The following is a 23,408-nucleotide window of genomic DNA, read 5'->3' as shown; positions in this document are numbered from 1 at the left end:
TCTCCTTGATGGCGGGCAGCATAGCCGATTTTGCGCCGTGTCGCGCGGCCCGTGCGCGACATTGCCGCTCGAACGTGCGAAGTCCCGCCCGATGACCGCCTATGCCTTTCTGCTGCTCGCCGTCGCCGCCGCGACCGCCTTCGCCATGCTCAAGCGGCGGATCGACCAGCTAGAGGGCGACCTGCAGGCAATGGAGATGCGGATCGCGCGGCTCGACGACCGCGCGCACGTGCCGCCCCCGGCAACACGACCGGCGGCAAGCGTGCGGATCGCCGAGCCCGAGGGGCCGCGCATACCCGCGGACGAGATCGATGACGGGACCGCCACCCCGCCGGTGCACATGCCCGCGCCGGTCGAGGCACCGCCGCCGCCTGCGCCGCCCCGCCCCGCCTTCACCCTCCCCCGCATCAGCTTCGAGACGCTGGTCGGCGGCCGCCTGCCGATCTGGATCGGCGGCGTCGCGCTGGTGCTCGCGGGCTTCTTCCTGGTGCGCTACTCGATCGAGCAGGGCCTGCTCGGCCCCGCCGCGCGCACCTTTATCGCCGCCTTGTTCGGCCTTGCGCTGGTTGCGGCGAGCGAAGCGGTGCGCCGCCTGCCCGCCACCCGCGACGATGTCCGGCTGGGCCAGGTATTCGCCGGCGCGGGCATCGCGAGCCTGTACGGCACGCTCTACATGGCCGCCGCGCTCTACCATCTGATCGCCCCGCTCACCGCGTTCGGCGCGGTCGTGCTGGTGACGCTGGGCGCGATGGGCCTGTCGCTGCGCCACGGCCCGCCGACCGCGATCATGGCGCTGGCGGGCGGTTTCCTCGCGCCGCTAGTTGCCGGGTTCAACGCGGCAGGGATCGCACCGCTGCTCGTCTATCTCGGGCTGTTCGTCGCCGCATTGTTCGGGCTGGCGGTGCATCGCCGCTGGGGCTGGCTGGCGTTGGCGGCGAGCGTCGCGGGACTGGGCTGGACCCAATTTCTGGTCGCGGTGCTCGACGGGCGCGGCAACCTCTCGGCGATCGGCCTCTACACCATGCTGCTCGCTGGCGGCGCGAGTGCCGCGCTGCCCGCTGCGGGCCTGCGCAACCGTTGGCTCCGCCTCGCGCCGCTGCTGGTCGGGCTGCTGCAGCTGGTGGCGATCGCGCCGGGGCTCGACTTCGGGCCACTCGCCTGGAGCTTCTACCTCGTCCTCGCCGCGGCGACGCTGGTGCTTGCGTGGCACGACGCCGTTTATCTGCCCGGCGCGCTCGCCGCAGTGGCGCTGCTGCTGGCACTCGAGGCGCTGGGACTCACCGCCGTGAACCGCGGCGCCACGCCGGTGGGCGCGCTCGTCGCGGCGCTGCTGTTCACCGGTGCCGGCCAGGCGCTGGCGGCGCGCGGGCGGCAATGGATCGTACTGGCGCTGCTCGGCGCGGGCGGACCGGTCCTGGTCGCGCATCTGCTGGCCCCGACGCTGCTGGCTCCGCTCGGCTGGGGCCTGCTCGAGCTCGTCGCTGCGCTTGCCTGCGCCCGACTCGCCTGGATGCTGCGCAGCGAAGCCGACGATCCCGCGCTTACCACCGCGACGCTGGCGAGCGCGGCGCTGCTGACCGTCGCGCTGGCCCAGCCGCTGCCACATGGCTGGCTGTCGCTGCCGCTCGCCTTGGTGCTGGGCGGCCTTGCCGTCTGGGCACGACAGGTGCGCGCGCCCAGCCTGTTCGCGCTGCCGATCCTGTGGCTGGTCGCCGCGCTGGTCGCCGCGGCGCTGCCCCTGCTCGATGTCGCCTCGGCGATCTTCGTCTCGTTGACCGGCGACCGCCTGCCCTACAAGGAACTGCCAACCTTCGCCGATGTGCTGCGCGTCCTCGCGCTACCGATCGCCGCGGCGCTGGCCTTCCTCTTCGCCGACCCGCGCGCCTTCGGCCGCGCCCGACGCGGCGCCGCGATCCTCGCCGGCACGGGCGCCGTGCTGCTGCTCTACACGCTCGCCAAGCAGCCGCTGGCGATCGCGACGCCCGAGCGGTTCCTCGCCTGGGGCTTTGTCGAGCGTGCGCTGTTCACCCAGGCCGCGCTTGCCGCCGGATGGGCGCTGCTCCGCGCCGGGCGGCTGCCCGGGCTGGCCAAGGCGCTTCTGCTGCTCGGCCTTGCCCGGTTGGTCTGGTTCGACCTGGTACTGCTCAACCCCGCCTTCGTCGCGCAGCAAGCCGGGCCGCTGCTCGCCGCGCATCTCGCCCTCGCCGCCTTCTGGTGCTGGACGCTGCCGCGCCTGCGCATCCCCGCCGCGCTGCTCAGCATCGCCGCCGCGCTCGCCGCGATCCGCTGGGCGGCGCACGGGACGCTGCTCACCGGACCGATCGGCAGCCTGGAGAATGGCGGCTATTCGGCGGCGCTGCTGCTGCTCGCGCTCGCCTGGCTGTGGCGCGGCATCGCGGCGGGGCGGCACGACCTGCGGCTGGCCGGCCTCGGCCTGCTGACCCTCACCACCTGCAAGGTGTTCCTGGTCGACGCCGCCGCGCTGGACGGGCTGCTGCGCATCCTCTCCTTCCTCGGGCTCGGCGTGGCGCTGATCGCGATCGGCTGGGCCTATAGCCGTTTCCTTGCCCGCCCCGCCGGAGCACCCGAGGCGCCGCCGGTCACCTGAGCCGGTAATGGTCGGCGACGCGGTCGAGCGCGAGGCACAGCACCAGCTTGCCCGCGCGGCTCGGCCAGCCCAGCCCCTTTTCGGCGGCGCTCAGCCCCTCGCCCGCGCAGACCACGCGCCACAATATGTCGGAGAGCCCACCGCCCACCGCTGCGATCGCCGCATCGAAGCGGCGCTTGGCGGCGATCTGCGCCAGCGTCGGGTCGAGCGGCTCGTACGCCGACCGTCGCCCGCCCTCGCGCGGCGCGGGATCCCAGCGCATCGTCACGCGCGGCCCCAGCGACGCCGTCTCGTAATCGCCGCGCAGCCGCTCGCCCGCTTCATATTGCCGGGCGTCGACATGGCCGCGCGCGCGCAGCCAGTCGAGCGGCGACTCGCCCAGGTTCACCGTCACGCTGCGGCCCTTGCCCGTTGGCCGCTCCACCAGCTCGCGCATGCCATGATCTCCTTTTGTTCGGACTCCCCCCCTCTTGCCATCGCGGCGCATCTGTAGGAAAGAGGAAAACCAATTTGGTTAGGAGCAGGCCATGATCACCGCGATACGCGAAGTCCGCCGGGCCAAGGGACTGACCCTCGATGATGTCGCCCGCCGCTGCCAGCCGCCCACCACCGCGCAGACGATCGGCCGATTGGAAACCGGCACCCGCACCGTCTCGGTCGCCTGGCTCAACCGGATCGCCGCCGCCCTGGAGGTGGATGCCGCCGATCTGGTCCAGCTTCCCGATCGCCCTGATGTGCCCGTGGCCGCGATACTGGAGGCCGACGGTGCCCATGCCCCGCGCCGCCCCGCCACGCTGGTCCCGCCCCGCCCTGAGGCCGGCACCATCGCCATCGCGGTCGAGGCGAGCATCGGCGACTATCGCACCGGCGATGCCATCTGGTGCGAGCGGCTTGCCCCCGCCGATTTCGGCCGCGCGCTCAACCGCGACGTGCTGGTGCCGCGCCCCGCCGGCCGCTTCCTGTTCGGTCGGCTGATCGGCCGCGACGGCACCCGGCTGCAGCTGCTCCCTCCCGGCGCAGGGGGCCGCCAGCAGGTGGTGACCGATCCCGCCTGGATCGCCGTCGCGGTGCGGCTGGTCCGCACGCTATAGGCATTGTTACGCCCTTGCTCGCTGCACCTGTTGGGCGCAACATGCTGCGCAACAGGAGGGAAGAAGACCATGAAGAAACTGGCTCTCATTGCATCCGCAGCGTTCCTCGCCGCGGCCGGCCCCGCGCTGGCCGACGACTGGGATTTCATGCTCACCAACGCTACCGGCAAGCTGATCACCAAGATCGAAGTGTCTCCCGCCGGCGGCGGCGCCTGGGTCGACAACAAGGTCGATGCCGAACTCAACAAGGACGGCAAGATCAAGCCGGGCGGCAGGACCACGGTGCATTTCGAGAAGGCGGCGAGCGCCTGCAAATTCGACGTGCGCGCCACCTTCGAGGACAAGACCAACGCGGTCTGGTCGAACATCAACCTGTGCGACAACAGCTATGTCACCGTCGCCTTCACCGGTGACAAGCCGACGTTCAAGGCAAATTGATCCACGCGCCGGGCGGCCCGTCGCGACCGCCCGGACGCAAGCCGGCCCAATGCGGCTGATAGCAATTCTTTGTTCTCCTACTTAGCGAATAGGATATCGTGGCATTCCGAAAGGAGCCGCCACGCATGGCCAACGCCGTTCCCACCCGTACCCGTCCCAATTTCGCTCTTCAGGTACTGCTCGGCATGGCCGCCGGCCTGGCGCTGGGTTTCGCCGTGCGCGCGACCGGGCAGGCGGGAATCGGCGAGGCGCTCCACACCACCGGGCAGATTTTCGTCCAGCTGCTCAAGGCGCTGGTGCCGCCCCTGGTGTTCACCGCGATCGTCGCCTCGATCGCTGCGCTGCGCGACCTCGACAATGCCGCGCGGCTGGTCGCCCGCACGCTGTTCTGGTTCGCCGCCACCGCGCTGATCGCGGTGCTGATCGGCATTGCGCTCGGCCTGCTGCTCCAGCCAGGCCTCCATGCCGGCGTCGCGGCGAGCGCGGCCAAGGCGCCGTCGAGCACCGGCTCGTGGCTCGATTTCCTGAAGGGCGTGGTTCCCGCCAATTTCCTCGGTCTCACCGCGTCCACGGCGCTGAAGGACGGCAGCGCCAGCACGGGCCTGTCGTTCAACGTCCTCCAGATCATCGTCGCCGCGATTGCGATCGGTGCGGCGGCGGTGCGCGTCGGCGAGGTGGGCGGCGCCTTTCTCCAGTTCAACGCCTCGGCGCTCGCGATCTTCCGTCGACTGCTGCGCTGGGTGATCGCGCTGACGCCGATCGGCACCGCCGCGCTGATCGGCGATGCGGTGGTCCGCTATGGCTGGGACGCGCTGTCGGCGCTCGGCGCCTACGCGGTCGCCATTTATATCGGCCTCGCGCTGGTGCTGCTGGTCGTCTACCCGGCGCTACTGCTCGCCAACGGGCTGAACCCGCTGCGCTTCTTCGCCACCGCCTGGCCGGCGATCCAACTCGGCTTCGTCTCGCGCTCCTCGGTCGGCACGCTGCCGGTGACCGAGGAAGTGGTCGAGCGGTTGGGTGTGCCCTCGGCCTATGCCGCCTTCGCGGTGCCGCTGGGCGCGACCACCAAGATGGACGGCTGCGCGGCGATCTACCCGGCCGTCTCGGCGATCTTCGTCGCGCAGTTCTTCGGTGTGCCGCTGCATCTGGCCGACTATGGCCTGATCGCCTTCGTCGCGGTGGTCGGCTCGGCCGCGACCGCGGGTCTCACCGGCGCGACGGTGATGCTCACCCTCACCTTGTCCACGCTGGGCCTGCCACTCGAGGGCGCGGGGCTGCTGCTTGCGATCGACCCGATCCTCGACATGGGCCGCACCGCGGTCAACGTCGCGGGCCAGGCGCTGGTGCCGACCATCGTCGCCCGCCAGAGCGGCCTGCTCGCCCCTGACGCATTGGGCACCCCGGCCCGTACCGTGACGGCCTGATCCATGGCGACCGCGGTTTCCGAACACGCCTTTGCGGGCGAGATCGCCGATGCGGTGTCGGCGCTCAACAGCGTACGCTCCGCCTGGCGCGAGCGCCGCGCCGAGCATCGCGGCCTTTCCCGCTTCCCTGCCCCCGCCGAGCTCGCCCGCTTCGTCGAGCATGTCGCGGCCGCGCTCTTCCCCACCCGCCTCGGCGGCTTTCGCGGCGGCATCGCGCGCGAGGACGATTTCGTCGCCGAGCAGCTGGCCCAGGCTTTCAATATCCTGCGCGAACAGCTCGCCGCCGAGTTCGACTATTGGCAGCTCCACAGCGCCACCCCGTTCGACAGCGACCAGCCCGACCTGCTCGTCCGCCTGTTCGCGGCCGCGCTGCCCGAGATCCGCACCCTGCTCGACGCCGATGTCGACGCCGCGTTCGTCGGCGATCCCGCGGCGCGCAGCGTCGACGAGATCCTGATCAGCTATCCCGGCGCGCTGGCGATCCTCCATTATCGCATCGCGCACCAGCTGCACGGGCTGGGCGCGGTGATCGTCGCGCGGATCCTCTCCGAGCTCGCCAATGCCCGCACCGGCATCGACATCCACCCGGCGGCGACGATCGGGCCGAGCTTCTTCATCGACCACGGCACCGGCGTGGTGATCGGCGAGACGACGATCATCGGCCGCAACGTGCGGCTGTACCAGCACGTGACGCTCGGCGCGCGCAGCCCGCTGGGGCTGGCCCCGGCGGGCCCGCGCAGCCGCTATGCCCGCCACCCGATCATCGAGGACGATGTGATCATCTATGCCGGTGCGACGATCCTCGGCCGGGTGACGATTGGCCGCGGCAGCACGATCGGCGGCAATGTCTGGCTGCTCGACAACGTGCCCCCGCACAGCGTGCTGGTGCAGCCCGCCGCGGTGCCGCTCCACGGCGACGCGCAGAGTAACCTGACGGCGCGGCTGGCGGAGCATCGCGACTAGGAGGTGGTGGCGCGCGCGAGCGCTTTCGGCCGGGGAGCGGCGTCGGTCTCCCTCTCCCGCCTGCGGGAGAGGGCCGGGGTGAGGGTGAGTCGGGTTGCTGGAAAGGCCGCACTCGCCCCACACACCCTCACCCTTCCGCCGCCTGGCGGCTCCCTCCCTCTCCCGCAGGCGGGAGCGGGAAAGCCCGCACGGCTCGCGTTTGGCCGCCTGCACGATCAAAGAAGGGAAATGGTGGGCGGTGACGGGCTCGAACCGCCGACCCTCTCGGTGTAAACGAGATGCTCTACCAACTGAGCTAACCGCCCGGTCGCCCGGAGTGCGCGGATTTACGCGATTTCCGGGACGCGTCAACACTGCATTTTCGGAACAGAGCGGATACGCGCGGCACCGAAGGGCTCCGTGCGTCCCGAACTATTCCCGAACGTCGAGGAGCCCTTCCATGGCCGCCCGGCATCGAAAGCCACTCGAAAAATGCACGTTGGGAACCCCCGAATCTAGGCTGCCAAGTGAGTTGCCTGTTCTCTCGGACGCGGCGAAATCTCGTTGATCGGGGATATGAAAGTTGGCAGTCATTCTGAGAAAGGCTGAAGCAAATGCCCGCGATGACTGACCCTATGGACGCGCTGGTCCAATATCAGGAGGCCTTCGCTCGAGGCTTGATCCCGGTACAGCCCGGCATAGCGAACCGCGACATTCTCGTTGCGCGCGATGATCCCAATGATAAGCCGCGCTTCTCCTATATGCAGGCTCAGCATCGCACGCTCATGGTGCTGGTGATGCTCGTTCAGATCGGATGGGATGAAGAAGGGCCGATTTTCGAGGTCGGCTATGCCGTTGCGCCCGAGTTTCGAGGTCGCGGTTTAGCGGTCCAGACGCTTGCTGCAGCGCTCGACGAGCTCTCGGCTGGGCTCGCTAGGGCTAAAGTTCCGATGATGACGATTGAAGCGGTGGTCGGCGCCGGAAATTTGTCATCGGAACGCGTAGCGCTCGCCATTTTCGGCGAGGCGCCTACGTCCATCACCGATGAAATCTCCGGCGAGCCGGCACTCCTTTTTCGTAAGGTCATCGCTTGCGAGCGCGGTACCGGATTGCGCCGCTAAGCGGGAATTTTGCTCAAGTCGATGAACATGACGGGCGCGTCTCTTCCCCGATTGCCCACAGTATCGAGAACCGTGAAGCCGCACTTCTCGTAGAAGCCGACGGACTGACGCTTCGAATCAACCATCATGAACCGGCAGCCCACGACAGGGCAGATCGTCCCTTTGGCAACGCCAAGAGCAACATTGACGAGCTTCTGGCCTACGCCAAGCCCTTGCAAGCGACGGTCGACGGCGAGGCGAGCGATCTTTACCGCTGGGAAATGCTTATAATTGAAATCCACACCCTCGTTGTCGATTGGAACTGGATCCTCCTCCCCGATCGCAACCTCGCCGCAAACCAGCGTCATATACGCCCTAAGGTTTTTAGTTTCCGCGCCGAAAATTCCATAGGTGCGAGATAAACTCTGCCGCTCAAACGCCATTGCTTTCGTTTGAATAAATGCTTTGAGCGGCGTGAAATCGGCGTGCCCAAGAGAAAGGCCGGAGAGCTTGTCCCCGGCCTCAATCTGCTTAAGAGTCAGTTGCTCGTCAGGGAGCGCCAATTATGCCATCTCATTCAAACTGAATGTGATAGCACCTTTGCTTTGCAGTTCCCTGCTCAGTTTCAATCCAATCGACACGCCTGAAGCAGCCTCTTTTTTCGGCTTGCCATAGGTGACCTGATTCTTAAACTTCTTGGCGTCGGCGTCGGTGAGCACGACGCGACCAAATGCCGTCGATTTGATGCCCATGTGAGCCTCCTTCCAGTGATTCAACATACGGTTGAATCGGTTAAGGCTTTCATCTGCATGCTAGCTCCGCATGCGCAAGAGGGGGCGTTATGAATTACGCGGTAGCCCGCGTAATTGATATTGACGGCTTCGTCAATAGGCTAAGCCGGATTTCGGCGCTTTTTGGCGTTGCAAAAATCTAACGAAAATCCGATATGCAACGCGATGGACGAGCCAGAATCTTCTGCCGAGCGTCGTTTACTATCTTCGCTGCGTAGGAAACGCGCCGAGCTCGATCGCCTTCACAAAGAGGTGGACCGACTCGAGCGACAGCTTACTGCGATCCGCCGGAACGGATTACAAAGAGCCCCTTTGCCTCGCGCCTCTAGCGTGACTCGCGTCCTTGTCGAACACGCGGTGTTGGATCGCCTGCGGCAGACACCGAGCACGAGCACATCATCAGACGTCCTATGGCCGTTCGTCCGGCGCCTTGGCGTAGAATCTCGGAGCACATTCAGATCCCACCTCCGCCGCATGAGAGACCGAGGGCTGATCGTATCTGACGGGGTCGCCAACTGGGCCTTGGCACCAGGCGTATCGACCACTCGATACATATCGATCGAGGTGCAGCGCGCCATGGCTCAGCTCGAAGCTCTGCGCGCAGCAGTGAAAGATTGAACACTTCGCCGCTGGCCGCGACGCCCTGTTATCTCTCGTAAGCTGGGGAGTAGCACGCGGGGAAAGTGTGACCGAGATGACCACCGTGCGATTTCAACGACTTACAACCAAACCGCAAAGCAAACCGGGACCAAACCGGATCACGACCAAACACCATGATTCTGAAAAAAAATAATATCCTTTGTTTTCAATCAGGTAATCTCAACCAAGGGTGTCCGGTTTGCTCCAGTCGGCCCCTTAATGCGACCACGTAAATCGTGCGAAATCAGACGGTTAAAGCTCTTCGAGTATGGCCGGTCTGCCCGGTCACACTTTTCCCGCTCGCTATACCCTTCCGCTGAGACGTTCCGGCTGATTTTCTAAATTGTGCGCGGTGCTCGGAAGCAGGCTGGAGGTGCATCAAAGTGCATCACGGGCGCAGCCTTTTCCCCCTGGGGGGCTCTCAGAGGCGGTTCAGCGCATCAAAAGGGACACGAAAAGGGGGCGGGCGAGGCGGGGGGAAAAGCGCTCTTTTCGGGGCGCCAACGCCGAGGGGGGGCGGCCCCCGCCGCCTCAGCGGTGGTCGGGGTCGAGGATCTCGATCGCGCTGGTCGCGAACTCGTGGAAGACGCGCTGCCAGTGCGGCCCCGCCTGGTCGAGGGGGACATCGTCCAGTGTTCCACCGCGCCGGCTGTCCCACAACGCGCGGGCGAGATCGTCGATCAACGCCACGCGATCGTTCGCGGTGCAGATCCGGCAACGGGACGAGCTGCCGGTTGGATGATCGTGCGGGTTGTCGACTCGGGTACGCATCGCCTAATGATGTTCTAGTTATGTTCCATTCGCAACCCGGGGCCGGCGGTGCCCATTCATGAGCGCGAACCATCGCTATGAGACCCTCAGCGACATCACGCGCCGAGGCTTCAACGTGCTGGTGCAATGCGGGTGCGGTCACAGCGCGGTGGTCGACGCGCGCCGCCTGGAGCGGTGGTATCGGTGCCATCGTTGGTCGACGTCGCTGCACATGCTGCGCGACCATCTCTATTGCCTGCAGTGCGGCGGGCGTCCAGTAAGCGCGCGAGCCCGCCCTTGCGCACAGGAGCCCACGGCTCCCAATCGATTTCCGAACAGCGAGGAGCAATGGGAACGCATAATTCGTGGTCTTAGGCGCTGATCGCGAGTAGACCCGCGAAGCAGCACGGCAGGAGCAAACCAGTAATGATCATCAAGTTTTTTCTGAGCGGCTCTTGCGTATTCACGGAAAAGAGCGACGCGGTTCCGACCATTGGCTCTGAAGTTATATTCAGATTTCAGACGTACAAGAAGGGGATCGAGGCCGGCACTTTGGTCACAGCGATTGTTCTAGACGAGATCCCGGCAATCTACGACTACACCGCCGATGCCTGCGACGTAGTCGTCAGCTTGGACATTGGTGAAATCAACGTCCACAAATCCGAATAAGTTTTTCGATAAAATCAGTGGCGGTCATCCCATAACTTGCAATCAACAGCGTGGCCGCCACTGCGAATTCAATTTCTCTCAGCGTAGGGAAACGGGGTCGCATGCGCCGGTGTTGGCGCAGATCGCGAAGTTGGCAATCAGCAGCTCACCCGCTTTGGACGCATTTCCTCTGCTCACCGTGTACGTCGTTTCGATGGGCGTCATGCCGAAAGCGCCGAACACCTCCCGCACGCCAGGTGTGTCATTCAGCGAGAGCAGGAACTTGCCCTTGACCCCGGCGAGCTGGGCAGCAAGGCGCTCGAAGTCCTCGCGGCCGAAGAGGTCCTGGCCGTAGTCGGTCTCGCACCCCCAATAGGGTGGATCGAGATAGAACAGCGTGCCTGCACGGTCATAGCGGTCGATGAATGCGGAATAGTTGAGCTGCTCGATCACTACGCCGGCCAAGCGATCGTGGATGTCGGCGAGCAATGGCTCCAGTTTCGTGATGTTGAAATTGGCCGCATTCGTCGTGCTGACGCCGAAGGTTCGCTTGCTCACCTGCCCGGCGAAGGCAAGGCGCTGCAGGTACAGGAACCGCGCCGCGCGCTGGAGGTCGGTGAGACGCTCGCTGGGCAACGCGCGGAGCCGCTCGAATTCGGCGCGGCTGGCAACGCGAAAGCGCAGCATATCGAGCAGGTAGGGATAGTGCTCCTGCAGCACGCGGAAGAAGGTGACGACATCGCCGCTGACATCGTTGATCACCTCGGCCTTCGGGCGCTGCCGGCGGCGCAGGAACACGCCACCCATGCCGACGAACGGTTCGGCATAGAGCTGGTGGTCGACCTGCTCGATAATCCGGACAATGCGGCCGGCGAGATTGCGCTTGCCGCCGATATAACCGGCGGCGGGCGACACGGGGGTTACGGCACTCAACATTTGGACGCTCTGCCTCTTCTTATACTGATGCGTCTGAGACGACACAGATATCAGGTCGGGCCATAAGGTTGACCGGCGGCATCAGACGAACCCGACGATGGCACGTCACTCAATCTGTAGGAAAGCCCCTCACGTAGTCCGCCAAGAGCCCGACATGCAGCTTCCAATTAAGCGACTTACTGATAAGCTGGACCTATGACATACAAAGAACGGCAGCCGAAGGGCAGAGAGGCAGTCCTCCGTGATCTGGCAAAATTTTCACGCCTAACGGTGAATGACGTAGACATCGACATCGGCGCAGCCATAGTCGACGAGACGGATAGAGGAGCCGTCATCATTTTAGGCAGCATAATAGAAGACTCTTTAGCTAATCGCATAAGGCAGAACTTTGTTGATTTAACCGTCGAAGAAGACAAGCGTTTATTTGGGGCAGACTCTCCAATTGGCACATTTTCATCTCGTATAAAGGTAGCTTATGCGCTTGGTATCATTGATCGAGAGCACGTCAAAATGTGTGATATAATACGATCAATGAGGAATTCCTGCGCCCACAGCCGTAGAGATATTTCCTTCGCAACCGCTGAACTTGTGGATGCGTTAGACTTATTAGCCCGACCGATTCTAGGAGAACCTGCGAGCTCGAACTCCAACCGTGAAGTAAGCAAGGTTATGTTTGTTTGGTGTGTAGTCTATCTAACAAAAGTCATCATGGGGAAGCCTCTGCATCAGGCGCGCACCGAGTTGGAGAATCTGATTGAAGCAGCGAGCGACAAAGCAAAAGCCGAGTTTGCACGGTTCCGAAACGCGTAAAGCGCCGTTTAAGCGATAGATGCCATCAACCTCCGCTCGCGGAACCGGATCACCTCACGGCCAACCAGCTCGTTGAACTGCAGCAGCCGCACCTGCAGCGGCGCGATCTCCAGCTCGAAGAACATATCGACCGCCTGGAGCGGGTTGCCGAATCCGCTCGACCCTTGCGCTGGCACGATGCCGAGCAGCTGGGGCGGGACGCGGTGCGCGGCGAGCACGTCGTCGCGGGTCGCGTTCTTGATGCCCAGGAACTCGTCCTTCGCGCCCACCTCGGCGATCGGCAGGATCTTCAGGCTCCCCTCCTTCGCGTTCGGCGCGTGCACGAACAGGTTGCGGAAGTTGCCCGGTCCCCGCGAGGCTTTGAGCGCCGCCTTGAGCGCGGTGGTGTCCTTCTCGTCGATCTCGCCGGTGGCATAGAGGATGTACCCGGCATGGCTGCCGTTCAGATAGTATCGGCGGCGGAACAGCGTCGCGGCCTCGTTGAGCAGCGCCGACTGCAGCGCGCTCAGATATTCCGGCACGCCGTAGATCTCCTGGTTCACGTCCGGCTGGCAGACCTGCTGCACGCTGCCGGGGGCGAACTCCACCTCGTCGCGGTCCCCGGGCACGTAGAAGAACCGCCCCGCCTCCACCCCGCGCCGGGTGTATTTGGCGATAGCGTGCTCATAGCGCAGCACGCCGCCCAGGATGTTGCGCCGCTCCTCCAGATAGCCGTTGCCGAAGACGAGGAAGTCCTGCGCCAGCGCCTCGAACGCCGCGGTGCTGAGCAGCGGCGAGGCTTGGAACGACGCGACCAGCAGGTTGCGCTTGAGCATGATGGCGCTGCTGTGGTGCGGCGAGACGCGGAACGCGCGCGCCAGGCCATCGAGCGACACCGGCGGTTCGTACCATCGGCCGTTGTGCCAGCACTCGGCCATGTCGAGCAGCTCGCGGCGGTTGAGCACCGGCTCCGGATCGCCGAAGCTGAACGCCAGGCCACCCGAGCTGGTCTCGTCCTTCGCCGGCACCAAAGCCCCAGACGGCGCCGCCGCCGTTTCCTGTCGGGACATCGTCCGCGCCCGAGTCCGCTTGCCCATCGATAATCTCCAAGCGCGTCTGCGGCCGCGCGCTGCCGTCCAGTGGTTCGTTGATGAGGATGTGCATGACCGCCCACGCTAGATCGCCGTGGCCGATGCTCTCGTCGCCCCGGCTGGTCTTGAAGGTGATCGCCTTGCCCGAGCCGGTGAGCGCCTTCTTGATGCTGAGGAAGCTCGACTGCACGTCGATCCAGCTCGCATCGAATTCGATGCGGCCGCGCGCGAAGCTGTGCTGCGCCTTCATCACCATCTGCGCCTTGGACTCGAGCGAATATTCGATCTTGGTGCAGCCGCGCACGGTGCCGCTGAGCAGTTGGTAGACGGCCGAGCCGATGCCGGTGGCGTCGATGCCCAGATAGGTGCAGTTGTAGCGAGCGAGCCGCTGGCGGATGAACTCGGCCTGCGCCTGGTAGTCGAGCCCGCGCAGCTGGTACTTCTCCAGCAGCCGGAACTTGCCCCCCGGCCCTTCCGGCGGCAGCGCGATCACCAGCGCGGCATTGTCGCCGTTCTCGCTCTCCTGCGGATCATAGCCGGCCCACACCGCCCGCGTGCCCACGGGCCGCGAGGCTAGCGGCTGCACGTCGAGCCAATCGACGACGCTGTCGACGGTCGCGCGCTGCAGCTCGTTGAACTTGAAGGCCGACAGGCTGTCGTCGACGAACTGGCACATCAGCAGGTTCGCGAATTCGTCCGGCGCATATTCGATGCGCAGCTCGTCCAGATCGAACAGGTCGCAGCCGCGCGCCTCGGCGTCCTCGATCGTGACGATCTGGCGCCAGATATTGTCCTCGCACACCGCGCCCGCCTTCAGGCGGGCGTGCCCGGTGTCGATGGTGATCCGGTTCTCCTTCTTCACGCGGCGGTTGCGGCGCTCGCCGGTCCAATAGGGGTGCGCCTGGTGGGCGACGGTCGACGGCGTCGAGAAGTAGGTTTTCCGCCACTTCTTGTGCATCGCCATGCCGCTGGCGACCTTGTTCAGCTCCTCGAAGCCATAGGTCCAGAAGAACTCGTCGAAGTAGAAATTGCCGTGATAGCCCTGCGCGGTGCGGGCGTTGGTGCCAAGGAAGATCAGCTGCGGCAGATCCTCGCCCTCGGGCAGCGTCTCCGCGTCGAGCACGATCGGATCGCCCTGCAGCTTCACGCCGACGCGCGCCGCGAACTGGATGATGTAGCCGCGGAAGATATGGGCCTGCGCCTTGGAGGCGCTGAGGAAGATCATGTTGCCCCGCCCGCGCAGCGCGTCGAGCAGCGCCTCGCGGGCGAAATACCAGGTCGCGCCGATCTGGCGCGATTTCAGGATCATGCGGGTGCGCTGGTCGCGCGCGTCCCACCAATCCTGCTGATAGCCGAACAGCTCGTCGTGGAAGATGCGCTCCAGCTCTTCCACCTGCTCGCGGGTGAAATAGTTGGTCTTCGCCTTCTTCTTCTCGCCCGCGTTGCGGTTGCCGACCTTCTCGTTCAGGTCGCCTTCGTGCCCACCCGGCGCCTCATAGCGGCGCACCCGCGCGGCGGTGGTGACCGCGCGCATCAGCAGGTCGATTTCCTTGAAATCGCCGGGCGTCTTCTTGTCCTTGTCGATCAGCCCGACGATGCGCGCCTCGATCGCGTCCTCGATCTTGGTGAGGGCCGGCGCATCATCCCATCGATCGCGCTGCCGCCAGGACTCTACCGTCGCGCGCGAAAGACACAGCTCCTCGGCGATCTGCGTGATCGTCCAGAAGCGCCAGTAGAGGCTGCGCGCCTTCCGCCGCGCGTCCACGGGGATCGGCATCGTCGATGCTGGCAGGGGTTCGTCGGCGGGGTGCATGGTGGCGCGAACCTAGCCATGCTGACGCGCCCTCACTGAGCGCCGCCCCTTGTGAAACGGGCATTTCACAAGGCGGCTCGCTTGAGAAGAGATGCCAATCCGGTCCCTGTTCGCCTGGTCAAACGCCGCCTCGGCTCGATCACTCAGGGACCAGCACCGCCATGGCCAAACTCTCCAAGTTCTTCCGCGCCTTCGTCGCCGGCCAGACGATCAGCGACGGCCGCACGATCACCGACGAGATGATCGATGACGTGGTCGCGACCTTCAACCGCGACACCTATTCGCCGCGCATCAACATCGAGCATATCGCCGGCTACAGCCCCGAGCCGCCGTTCAACGGCTATGGCGACGTCGCCGCCGTCAAGGCGCAGGACGACGAATTCACCGTCGACGGCAAGTCCACGAAGCGCCGCGCGCTCTATGTGCAGGTCGACGCCAACGACAACCTGGTGAAGCTTTCGGCCGATGGCCAGAAGCCGTATCCGTCCGTCGAGCTGACCCCCGACTATGCCGGCACCGGCAAGGTCGGCCTGGTCGGCCTGGCGTTCACCGACACGCCCGCCTCGATCGGCACCCAGAAGCTGCAGTTCTCGCGCACCGCGCCGGGCACGATCTTCAGCGCCTCGGATCAGGCCGTCTCGATCGAATTCGAGCAGGGCACGACGGGCATCGCCGATGCCATCGCCGCCGGCTTTGCCAAGGCTTTCGGCATGTTCCGAGCGAGCGAGCAGGAACAGAAGTCCGAGCCGGCGCCCAAGCCCGCCAACGACAATAACTTCGACATGAATGCCTTCAGCAAGGCCATGGGCGACGCCGTCGCCGCAGCGGTAAAGCCGGCGCTCGATGCGGTCAGCGAAGTTCGCACCGAGGTGGCGACCATGAAGGGCCAGCTCGAAACCACGCCCGCCGGGTTCAGCCGCCCGCCGGCCAGCGGCGGCACCGGCCAGCACCTCACCGACTGCTGACGCCGCCCACCGCCTCCCCACGCCCGCGCCCCTCCCCCGCACCCCGGAGCACTTTCCATGCAGAACCAGACCCGCGTGCTGTTCAATTCGTACCTTGGCCAGCTCGCCAAGCTGAACAGCCTCGACGGCCATTTCTTTTCGCCCGCCTCGACCGAGATCAAGCGGTTCTCGGTCGCGCCTGCGATCGAGCAGAAGCTGCTCGCGAAGCTCCAGACCACCAGCGATTTCCTGTCGCGCATCAATGTGATCTCGGTAATCAACCAGATGGGCGACCGCGTTGGCGTTGGCGTCACCCGCACGCTGGCGGGCCGTACCGATCTGTCGGTGCCCGGCAACCGACGTCGCCCGACCAGCCCCTTCGGCAGCGACGCGATCGACCAGTATGTCTGCAAGAAGACCGACTACGACTATGCGTGGCCCTATGCCCTGCTCGATGCTTGGGCGCACCGCCCGGAATTCCAGCAGCTCTGCCGCGACGCCGTGCTGGTGCAGAAGTCGCAGGACATCATCACCATCGGCTTCAACGGCGTCGACGCCAAGGCGCAGACCGACCGCGTCACCTATCCGCTGCTGCAGGACGTCAACTATGGTTGGCTCTACAAGATGCGAACCTACGCGCCGAACCGCGTGCTGTCCCATGGCGGCCTCGATCAGGCGAAGGTCTATGTGTCGGACAGCGGCAGCGCCGATTACGAAAACCTCGATGCGCTGGTCTTCGACGTGATCCACAATCTGCTGCACGAGCAGTTCCGCGGCGCAACCGACCTGGTGGTGATCGTCGGCAGCGACCTCGTGCACGAGAAGTATTTCAAGATCGTCAGCGAGGCCGGCAACACCGCCACCGAGATCGTCGCGCGCGACGTGATCCTGTCGAGCCGCCAGCTTGGCGGCAAGCCGACCATGCAGGTGCCGAACTTCCCGGCCAACGCGCTGATGGTCACCAGCCTTAGCAACCTGTCCTACTATCAGCAGACGGGTTCGGCGCGCCGCAACGTCGTCGAGGAATCGGCCTACGACCAGATCGCCAACTACGAGAGCGTGAACGACGCCTTCGTCGTCGAAGAATACGGCAAGGCCGCCCTGGTCGAGAACATCAAGCTTGGCCCGAAGAGCTGAGGCTCTGCGTCAAGTCTGCCCGCCCTCACCCATCCCAGCACCGGAACGCACCATGAGCCCAGCTCGCCAGCATCGTGACCGCTTCGCCGCCTCGGCCAAGCCCCATCACATCAGCAATGTCGTTGCCGCGCCGGAGTGCGAGGGCGGGCAGGAACCCCTGCTCGCCTCCCCCATCGTGTCCGCCAGCCCCGCGCGCCTGCATACCCTGCAGCACGCGGCGCGGGCAGCGATCGAAGATCCCGCCACGCTGGACCCGTCGCTCGGCGAAGGCCCCGATGCCCAGATCATGCTGCGCCTGATGCACGACATGCGCCGGCTCAAGGCCATCCAGTCGATCGAAAAGAAGATCGAGGCCAAGCGCGACATGCTGCCCGCCTACAAGGATTGGGTGATGGCGCGCCTGGCGGCGGCGGCCGAGGCCGGAAAGGCGGTCGCGGACGAGGTGATACCCACCATCATGGTCTGGCTGATCGACGTTGGCGAATATCGCGGCGCGATCAAACTGGCCGACTACATGTTGCGCCACGATCTGCCGATGCCGGCGCGCTATCAGCGCACCACGGCCGCCCTGGTGGCCGAGGAGATCGCCACGGCCGCGATCAAGGCGCAGAGCGCCGGCACCCGCTTCGATCTGGGCATTCTCACCGATGTCGAGATCCTCACCGCGGACGCGGACATGCACGACCAGATCCGCGCCAAACTCTACAAGGCGATCGGCCAGGAAACCGCGCTCGCTGCCGAAGCGCTGCTGTCGGCGGACAATCAGCGCCCGGCCTTCGGCAAGGCGCTCGAAGCCCTACGCCGCGCCCACCAGCTCGATGAACGGGCTGGCGTGAAGGGCAACATCAAGAAGCTGGAGAAGCTGCTCGACGCCGCCCTTCCGCCCACCACCGAACCGGCGCCCGGCAAGGGCGCCTGACCAGCTCGCCCCCGGCGCTCGGGGGCGGATCGCGCGCGACGGGAGGGCCTTCGGGCTGAGGGCCGTCGCGGACCCGGTCCCCACCCCCGTTTGCCGGGGACGCTGAAGGAACCGCGATCCTATGTCCGCCGCCCCTTTCTTGAACTTCGCCGCTCTTGCGCTCTGCGCGGGCGGGTTCGCGCAGGCGGCCGTCGACGCCACCTTCGCTGAGAGCTGGCGCATCCGCCTCGGCAGCGCCACGATCGGCGCAGTTTCCTTGGCCGGCGTGGTGTCCTTCATGGCGCGAACGGCCGCGCTGGTGCTGGTATGAGCACCTTCCCCTGCACCCCCATCCTCACCCCGCCGCCCGCCGCGCCCGATGGCGCGCCGATCGGCAATGACGGCTGGTTTCCCGACGTCGACGTCGCGGACCTCCGCAAGGCACGCCGCATTCCTACCGAGATGCCGGCGGAACGCCTGCGCGACGCCGTGCGCGAAGCGATCATCTGGACGAACGACCAGCTCGAGGATTGGCGCGCGGAGCAGGCCGCCGCCAGCTTCGCCAAGGTGCCCAGCTCCACCGTGGACGGCTTGAGCCGCAACGTCGTGCTGTACCAGCTCGCCGTGGGCGCCTGCGCCAAGGCGCTGCTGATCGAGCGGCAGCGCGACGTCGACCTGACCGGCGCCGGCCAGCGCAAGGTGGACGAGCTGGACGATTCGATTGGCGAGCTGCGCCGCGACGCGCTGCAAGCCGTGCGCCGGATCCTCGGCCGCACCCGCACCAGCGTCGAGCTGCTCTGATGGCCGACCTGCTCACCGCGCGCCAGGGCGACACGCTGGACGAGCTGCTGTGGCGCGAACGCGGGCTCGGCCCCGAAGCGCTCGATGCCGTGCTCGCCGCCAACCCCGGCCTCGCCGATCGCGGCCCCACCCTTCCGATCGGCACGCCGGTCACCCTCCCCCCGATCGCCGCCCAGGCACAGCCGGTGCGCGAGACGGTCCAGCTCTGGAGTTGACCATGGAACAGAAGATCATGGCCTTGCTCGACGCGATTTGCGCATTCGCATCCGGCATTGCCCCCGGCGCGATCGGCGCCACCGTGGCGCTCGCCTGGCGCAAGGGGCTCACCTGGCGCGAGCGCTTCACCCAGCTCGCCGTGGGCATCGTCGTCTCGTGGTTCGTCGGCCGCGCGATCGGCGCGATCTGGACGCTCGATCCTTTCGTGCTGCAGGGCATCGCCTTCACGATCGGCATGATCGCCTTCGAGGCGACGCCGCGGTTCATCTCGGCGGCGGCTGACGTCGCCGGCACCATCCCGGCGATCCTGCGCGACCGCTTCCTGGGCAAGGGAGGCGAGCAATGAGCTACGATCGCGCCGCCCTCGAAGCCGAGCTGATCCACGACGAGGGCGAAAAGCTCAAGGTCTACCGCTGCACCGCGAACAAGCGGACGATCGGCGTCGGCCGCAACCTCGACGACGTCGGCATCTCCAAGGCGGAAACTGCGGCGCTCGGCATCACCGTTGCCAGCGTCTGCAAGGAGGGCGTCACGCGGCCGCAGTCCCGCGCGCTGCTCGGAAACGACATCGACGCGTGCGAACGCCAGCTCGACGCCAAGCTGCCCTGGTGGCGCAAGCTCTGCGACGTGCGCCAGCGCGTGCTGCTCAACATGTGCTTCAACCTGGGCATCGGGCGTCGCCCCGATCCCGTGAAGAACATCAAGGGCGCGGGCCTTCTGCAGTTCGTCAACACGCTGGCGAACATGGAGCGCGGCAACTTCGCCGCCGCCGCCGCCGCCATGCGCGCGTCGCTCTGGGCGCGCCAAGTCGGCGCCCGCGCCGAGCGCCTCGCCCTCATGATGGAAAAGGGAACCGCATGATCAAGCTGATCGTCGGCGCCTTCAAGGCGCTCCACGCCTGGGCGGGCAATAGCTGGCTCGTCCTGATCGCCCTCGGGCTCGCCCTCGCCGCCCTGTATGTCGACGATCGCCGCACCCACGCCGATCGCGACGCCTGGGCGGCCTGGGCAAAGGCCACCTGCGCCTATGCCGGCGCGACGCCCGACGCCACCACGGTCGAGCGCGTGGATGCCGCTGGCAAGCGCCACAAGGTGAAGCTGCCGCGCGGCGGCGCCTGCAGCGAAGCGGTGCAGGATCTCGCCGCCTTCCGCGCCAAGACGCTCGCCAGCACCGCGCGCGTGCTCACCGCCGCAGCCGCCGAGCAGCAGGCCAAGGCCAACCGCGATCGCACCACCGCCCAGGCCGAGTCCGAAACCCGGGCCGCCGCCCTCACCTCCATGGAGAAAGCCGATGCCCAGGTTCGCGACGATGACCGCGTCGATGGCAGCTGGTTTGCTGCTCTCAACCGCCTTGGCGGGCTGCAGCCACACGATTGAGCACCGCCCGGCGGACGTCGTCGCGCTGCCGGTGAAGGACAAGCCGCCTGCCGACCTTCTCGTCTGCCCCGCGCCGCCGCCCGCCTTCCCGACCGATCAGGTCGCCACCATCCCCGCCCCGCTGCGCGAAACCCTGCGTGGCCTGGTGCTCCACGATCGCGATGCGCGCGCCCGCTTCCGGCGCCTGATCGAATGGATCGCCCCTGGAACCTGCAAGCCCGAACCGGAGACCCGTTGAAATGGCCAAAGCCGCCACCGCCGAACTGCAGGCACAGATGCTCACCGCACTGCAGGCTCTCGCCCCCGCGACCGACGCCGTGCCGATCGTCGCGAACGACAATTCCGACCTGGCCCAGGAGGCCGTGGGCCTCGCCTGCGGCGGCAATGCCGGCGCGGTGAAGCTGAAGACCGCCGCCGGCAATGATCGCACGATCGCCATCGCCAGCGGGCAGACGATCGCGATCCGCTTCCGAAAGGTGTACCTCACCGGCACGTCGGCAACGGGCCTAACCGCCCTGCTCAACCCGGCTGTCCCGAGCACCCCGAAACCGACCCCGACCCCAGCGCCGACGCCCACCCCGACGCCGCAGCCAACGCTCAGCCTGTCGAGCGCTGTGACGAAGGCCGAGGGCAATTCCGGCACCACGGCTTTCACCTGGACGCTCACGCTCAACCGGGACGGCTCGACTGCCGCCTATCCGTTCACCTGGGTGGTGACGGGCACCGGGAGCAACCCGGCGAACGCCGCGGACTTTGGCGGCACCCTGCCCAGCGGCAGCGGCACCTTCGCGGCCGGCGAAACCACCAAGACGATCACCGTGCAGGTGAGCGGCGACACGGCCGTCGAGCCCGACGAAGCCTTCACCCTCGCGGTCACCGCCTCGGGCCTGAATACCGTCACCAGCACCGGCACGATCAGCAATGACGATCTGCCGACGCTCAGCCTCACCCCGAGCAGCGCATCCATCCCCGCCAACGCCGCAGCAGGCTATCAGCTCGCGGCGATCGGCAACGTGCCTTCCGGCGTCACGCCGACACTCACCCCGAACGACGGCCGCTTCCTGATCGCCGGCAGCGCCGGCACGGGCTGGGTTGTGGTGCTCGGCAACGCCGCGATCAGCGCGGGCAAGGTCGACATCGCGGTTTCTGCCGCCGGGGCAACCGGCGCGACCTTCGCGCTCACGATCACAGCGGGCGCAGGCGCAGGTCTGACTGCGCCGCCGAACTGGGATTTCATCGCCTACGGCGATAGCCGCGTCGAGAACGGCCTCGGCGGCGCGCTCGGGAGCGGCGGGTATGCGGCGACCCAGTCGATGCTGGGTTGGCCGTCGCTGATCCCGCAGGAGACCAACCACCGGCTGCGCCTGGGCCGTTACCCCAACTTCGGCATCTCGGCGTCGAACACGGTCAGCGGCAAGGAAATCCCCCGCCGCCCCGCGACGTTTACCCTCCAGAACCAGACGCCGGCAGCAACCGCCAGCACCCCGCCGACATGGTATCGCGGCACCGACTCCACGAACAAGGGTCTGGACTATGCCGCCGCGCACCCGGCGGGCATCATCATGGTCATGCACGGGGGCGCGGATAGCGACCTCGACACCGGCGCGCGCACGCGATTCAAGGCCTATATCGACTATTGGCGGACCAATGCGCCGAACAAGCTCATCGTCATTCTCAACGAGCCGCCCTTCGGCGTGAACCAGGCCGGCGCGGTGGTCGGCGGCTCGGGGCAGTCGGTGATGGACTTCGCCGCGTGGCAGAAGACCTTCGACTATGCCTCCGGCAACGCCAATGCGACGCCCAACGTCGTCGTGGTTGATATCAACGCCTTGATCACCGACCCTGCTTCGGGCCCCACCCCATACCTGAACAAACAGGGCTTCTACCGAGACGACAGGCACTTCACGCCCTGGGGCGCGCAGCAGGTGGCCAAGGCGGTCCATGCGCGTCTGTCGGCGGCCTTCGGCTCCACCTACACGGGCCTGCCGTCGCAGATCTCTCTCCCGGTCAGCAACGGTGCGACGATCGCGCAGGACACGATCGGCGTTCACCCGGGCTTCGTGCACACCAACCCGCTCCTCAAGCCGGGTGCAAACGGTCAGGTCATCACCCCGGGCTTCACCAATCTCCCGTCCGCGGCCAACGTCCCCGAAGGATGGGCGATCGGCGGCACCAGTGCGGCGCTCGGCGCCGATATCATCACGACCCTCGACAAGACGGGTACCGATCCGGACGGCTACCCGATGACCACGATCACGCTCTCGGGCACCCTGCGCTCTGCCACCTTCACCGGATCCATCTCGGGCACCACGCTGACGATCGAGGCGATGGACACCAGCAAGGGGCCCGGCACCATCGTGATCGGGTCCACGCTCTACGCAGGGTCCAGCTCCTACTTCGTCCAGGCGCTGCTCAGCGGCACGGCGAACACGGCGGGCGCCACCTATCAGGTCAGCGCGGGCGTGGCCAAACCCTCGGGCACGCCGATGATGACCACCACCGCGTTCGGCGTGCAGATGTTTCAGACCGCTATTGCGGGCAGCGGCTCCGAGCTCTCGCTCACGGACAAGTTGCGGCCGGTCGGCCGCGTGGTGCTCCGCACGGGAAGCAAGCTCTGCAACGGCGCGTCGATCCAGGGCTTCGCGCGAGACGGCAGCACGATCAACGCCAAGTCGCAGTCGACCATCGTGAACAGCAGATCGCAGGGCGGCAGCGGCAGTGACGCGATCGGCTACCACCTGAACGCCTACGGCTTCGATGCCGGCGGTGCGAGCAACCCGCTCATGGGGCAGATGATCGACCTGGCCGACCCGAACATGGACACCGCGAACGGCGGGCCTGGCTTCCTGACCACGAAGGGCGCCATCATCCAGGTGAACGTCGATCTCCTGAACGCAAGCGGGTTCGACCAGCCTGCCCTCGCCGTGGTCGATGTGAGCCGCGTCGGATTGGCGCGCGTGTCGAGCTAGGGAGAAG

General features: G+C 66.3%; 25 protein-coding genes, 1 tRNA gene and 1 pseudogene. 19 read left to right on the top strand and 8 right to left on the bottom strand.

Annotated elements, in window-relative coordinates; genetic code table 11:
• Positions 1-91 precede the first annotated feature (91 nt).
• Positions 92-2,608, top strand: a complete 2,517-nt coding sequence (locus tag QZ670_RS16525) for a DUF2339 domain-containing protein (protein ID WP_294257274.1) — start codon at positions 92-94, stop codon at positions 2,606-2,608.
• Here the strand turns inward: QZ670_RS16525 and QZ670_RS16520 are convergent.
• The gene (locus QZ670_RS16520; RefSeq protein ID WP_294257271.1) at positions 2,601-3,044 is read right to left on the bottom strand and encodes a DUF6456 domain-containing protein; all 444 of its coding nucleotides are present in this window, start codon (positions 3,042-3,044) and stop codon (positions 2,601-2,603) included. The two genes, QZ670_RS16525 and QZ670_RS16520, sit on opposite strands and share 8 nt — an antisense overlap.
• A gap of 91 nt (positions 3,045-3,135) precedes the next feature.
• On the opposite strand from QZ670_RS16520, the gene QZ670_RS16515 reads away from it, so the two are divergent.
• The 4 genes from QZ670_RS16515 to epsC all read left to right on the top strand — a co-directional run bounded on the left by QZ670_RS16515 (position 3,136) and on the right by epsC (position 6,524).
• Positions 3,136-3,699, top strand: a complete 564-nt coding sequence (locus QZ670_RS16515; protein WP_294257268.1) for a helix-turn-helix transcriptional regulator — start codon at positions 3,136-3,138, stop codon at positions 3,697-3,699.
• Between the two features lie 69 nt (positions 3,700-3,768).
• Positions 3,769-4,137: a hypothetical protein gene (locus QZ670_RS16510; protein ID WP_294257265.1), complete on the top strand. Its 369-nt coding sequence runs from the start codon at positions 3,769-3,771 to the stop codon at positions 4,135-4,137.
• 125 nt (positions 4,138-4,262) lie between these two features.
• Complete coding sequence (locus QZ670_RS16505; protein WP_294257261.1) at positions 4,263-5,561, top strand: dicarboxylate/amino acid:cation symporter; 1,299 nt, start codon at positions 4,263-4,265, stop codon at positions 5,559-5,561.
• A 3-nt stretch (positions 5,562-5,564) separates the two neighbouring features.
• Positions 5,565-6,524 carry a serine O-acetyltransferase EpsC gene (gene epsC / locus QZ670_RS16500; RefSeq protein ID WP_294257258.1) on the top strand — a complete coding sequence of 320 codons (960 nt, stop codon included), beginning with the start codon at positions 5,565-5,567 and terminating at the stop codon, positions 6,522-6,524.
• Positions 6,525-6,753: 229 nt separating this feature from the next.
• Here the strand turns inward: epsC and QZ670_RS16495 are convergent.
• Positions 6,754-6,829 (bottom strand) — tRNA-Val (locus QZ670_RS16495).
• A gap of 288 nt (positions 6,830-7,117) precedes the next feature.
• Between QZ670_RS16495 and QZ670_RS16490 the strand changes: the two genes are divergently transcribed.
• Positions 7,118-7,624 (top strand): GNAT family N-acetyltransferase, encoded by a 507-nt coding sequence (locus QZ670_RS16490; protein ID WP_294257255.1) that lies wholly within the window; start codon positions 7,118-7,120, stop codon positions 7,622-7,624.
• Here QZ670_RS16490 and QZ670_RS16485 read toward each other — a convergent pair.
• The 3 genes from QZ670_RS16485 to QZ670_RS16475 all read right to left on the bottom strand — a co-directional run bounded on the left by QZ670_RS16485 (position 7,621) and on the right by QZ670_RS16475 (position 9,804).
• Positions 7,621-8,166, bottom strand: coding sequence for a GNAT family N-acetyltransferase (locus QZ670_RS16485; protein ID WP_294257253.1), 546 nt, complete (start codon positions 8,164-8,166; stop codon positions 7,621-7,623). The two genes, QZ670_RS16490 and QZ670_RS16485, sit on opposite strands and share 4 nt — an antisense overlap.
• Entirely contained in the window at positions 8,167-8,355 is a 189-nt protein-coding gene (locus tag QZ670_RS16480; protein WP_294257250.1) for a hypothetical protein, read from the bottom strand.
• A 1,209-nt stretch (positions 8,356-9,564) separates the two neighbouring features.
• Positions 9,565-9,804 (bottom strand): hypothetical protein, encoded by a 240-nt coding sequence (locus tag QZ670_RS16475; protein ID WP_294257248.1) that lies wholly within the window; start codon positions 9,802-9,804, stop codon positions 9,565-9,567.
• A 405-nt stretch (positions 9,805-10,209) separates the two neighbouring features.
• Between QZ670_RS16475 and QZ670_RS16470 the strand changes: the two genes are divergently transcribed.
• Positions 10,210-10,452: a hypothetical protein gene (locus QZ670_RS16470; RefSeq protein ID WP_294257245.1), complete on the top strand. Its 243-nt coding sequence runs from the start codon at positions 10,210-10,212 to the stop codon at positions 10,450-10,452.
• 78 nt (positions 10,453-10,530) lie between these two features.
• Here the strand turns inward: QZ670_RS16470 and QZ670_RS16465 are convergent, their stop codons facing one another.
• Positions 10,531-11,367, bottom strand: a complete 837-nt coding sequence (locus tag QZ670_RS16465) for a DNA adenine methylase (protein ID WP_294257242.1) — start codon at positions 11,365-11,367, stop codon at positions 10,531-10,533.
• 270 nt (positions 11,368-11,637) lie between these two features.
• Between QZ670_RS16465 and QZ670_RS16460 the strand changes: the two genes are divergently transcribed.
• On the top strand, positions 11,638-12,177 hold the full coding sequence (locus QZ670_RS16460) for a hypothetical protein (protein WP_294257240.1): 540 nt from the start codon (positions 11,638-11,640) through the stop codon (positions 12,175-12,177).
• An 8-nt stretch (positions 12,178-12,185) separates the two neighbouring features.
• Here QZ670_RS16460 and QZ670_RS16455 read toward each other — a convergent pair whose 3' ends face one another.
• Entirely contained in the window at positions 12,186-13,094 is a 909-nt protein-coding gene (locus QZ670_RS16455; RefSeq protein WP_365894674.1) for a phage portal protein, read from the bottom strand.
• Positions 13,095-13,257: 163 nt separating this feature from the next.
• A pseudogene (locus QZ670_RS16450) lies at positions 13,258-15,024 on the bottom strand (terminase family protein); the annotation flags it as partial.
• A gap of 197 nt (positions 15,025-15,221) precedes the next feature.
• Here QZ670_RS16450 and QZ670_RS16445 point away from each other — a divergent pair.
• The 11 genes from QZ670_RS16445 to QZ670_RS16395 all read left to right on the top strand — a co-directional run bounded on the left by QZ670_RS16445 (position 15,222) and on the right by QZ670_RS16395 (position 23,401).
• Positions 15,222-16,025 (top strand): GPO family capsid scaffolding protein, encoded by an 804-nt coding sequence (locus QZ670_RS16445; protein WP_294257235.1) that lies wholly within the window; start codon positions 15,222-15,224, stop codon positions 16,023-16,025.
• A 57-nt stretch (positions 16,026-16,082) separates the two neighbouring features.
• A complete protein-coding gene (locus QZ670_RS16440) occupies positions 16,083-17,141 on the top strand; it encodes a phage major capsid protein, P2 family (RefSeq protein ID WP_294257232.1) in 1,059 nt (352 codons plus the stop codon).
• Between the two features lie 52 nt (positions 17,142-17,193).
• Positions 17,194-18,060: a phage terminase small subunit gene (gene gpM, locus QZ670_RS16435; RefSeq protein WP_294257229.1), complete on the top strand. Its 867-nt coding sequence runs from the start codon at positions 17,194-17,196 to the stop codon at positions 18,058-18,060.
• Positions 18,061-18,181: 121 nt separating this feature from the next.
• Positions 18,182-18,370, top strand: coding sequence for a hypothetical protein (locus tag QZ670_RS16430; protein WP_294257228.1), 189 nt, complete (start codon positions 18,182-18,184; stop codon positions 18,368-18,370).
• The gene (locus QZ670_RS16425) at positions 18,367-18,840 is read left to right on the top strand and encodes a head completion/stabilization protein (RefSeq protein WP_294257225.1); all 474 of its coding nucleotides are present in this window, start codon (positions 18,367-18,369) and stop codon (positions 18,838-18,840) included. The genes QZ670_RS16430 and QZ670_RS16425 overlap by 4 nt, the downstream gene beginning before the upstream one ends.
• Positions 18,840-19,055, top strand: a complete 216-nt coding sequence (locus tag QZ670_RS16420) for a tail protein X (RefSeq protein WP_294257223.1) — start codon at positions 18,840-18,842, stop codon at positions 19,053-19,055. The genes QZ670_RS16425 and QZ670_RS16420 overlap by 1 nt, the downstream gene beginning before the upstream one ends.
• A 2-nt stretch (positions 19,056-19,057) precedes the next feature.
• The gene (locus QZ670_RS16415; protein ID WP_294257222.1) at positions 19,058-19,402 is read left to right on the top strand and encodes a hypothetical protein; all 345 of its coding nucleotides are present in this window, start codon (positions 19,058-19,060) and stop codon (positions 19,400-19,402) included.
• Positions 19,399-19,917, top strand: coding sequence for a lysozyme (locus QZ670_RS16410; RefSeq protein ID WP_294257220.1), 519 nt, complete (start codon positions 19,399-19,401; stop codon positions 19,915-19,917). The genes QZ670_RS16415 and QZ670_RS16410 overlap by 4 nt, the downstream gene beginning before the upstream one ends.
• A complete protein-coding gene (locus QZ670_RS16405) occupies positions 19,914-20,432 on the top strand; it encodes a hypothetical protein (RefSeq protein WP_294257218.1) in 519 nt (172 codons plus the stop codon). The genes QZ670_RS16410 and QZ670_RS16405 overlap by 4 nt, the downstream gene beginning before the upstream one ends.
• Positions 20,377-20,670, top strand: a complete 294-nt coding sequence (locus tag QZ670_RS16400; RefSeq protein WP_294257216.1) for a hypothetical protein — start codon at positions 20,377-20,379, stop codon at positions 20,668-20,670. Before QZ670_RS16405 ends, QZ670_RS16400 begins: the two co-directional genes overlap by 56 nt.
• A gap of 1 nt (position 20,671) precedes the next feature.
• A complete protein-coding gene (locus QZ670_RS16395; RefSeq protein ID WP_294257213.1) occupies positions 20,672-23,401 on the top strand; it encodes a hypothetical protein in 2,730 nt (909 codons plus the stop codon).
• The last annotated feature ends 7 nt before the right edge of the window (positions 23,402-23,408 follow it).

It is taken from the genome of uncultured Sphingomonas sp. (genome assembly GCF_913774285.1).
Lineage (GTDB): Bacteria > Pseudomonadota > Alphaproteobacteria > Sphingomonadales > Sphingomonadaceae > Sphingomonas.
The sequence above is the reverse complement of the archived record's forward strand: the minus strand, read 5'-3'. Positions and strand labels throughout refer to the sequence as shown.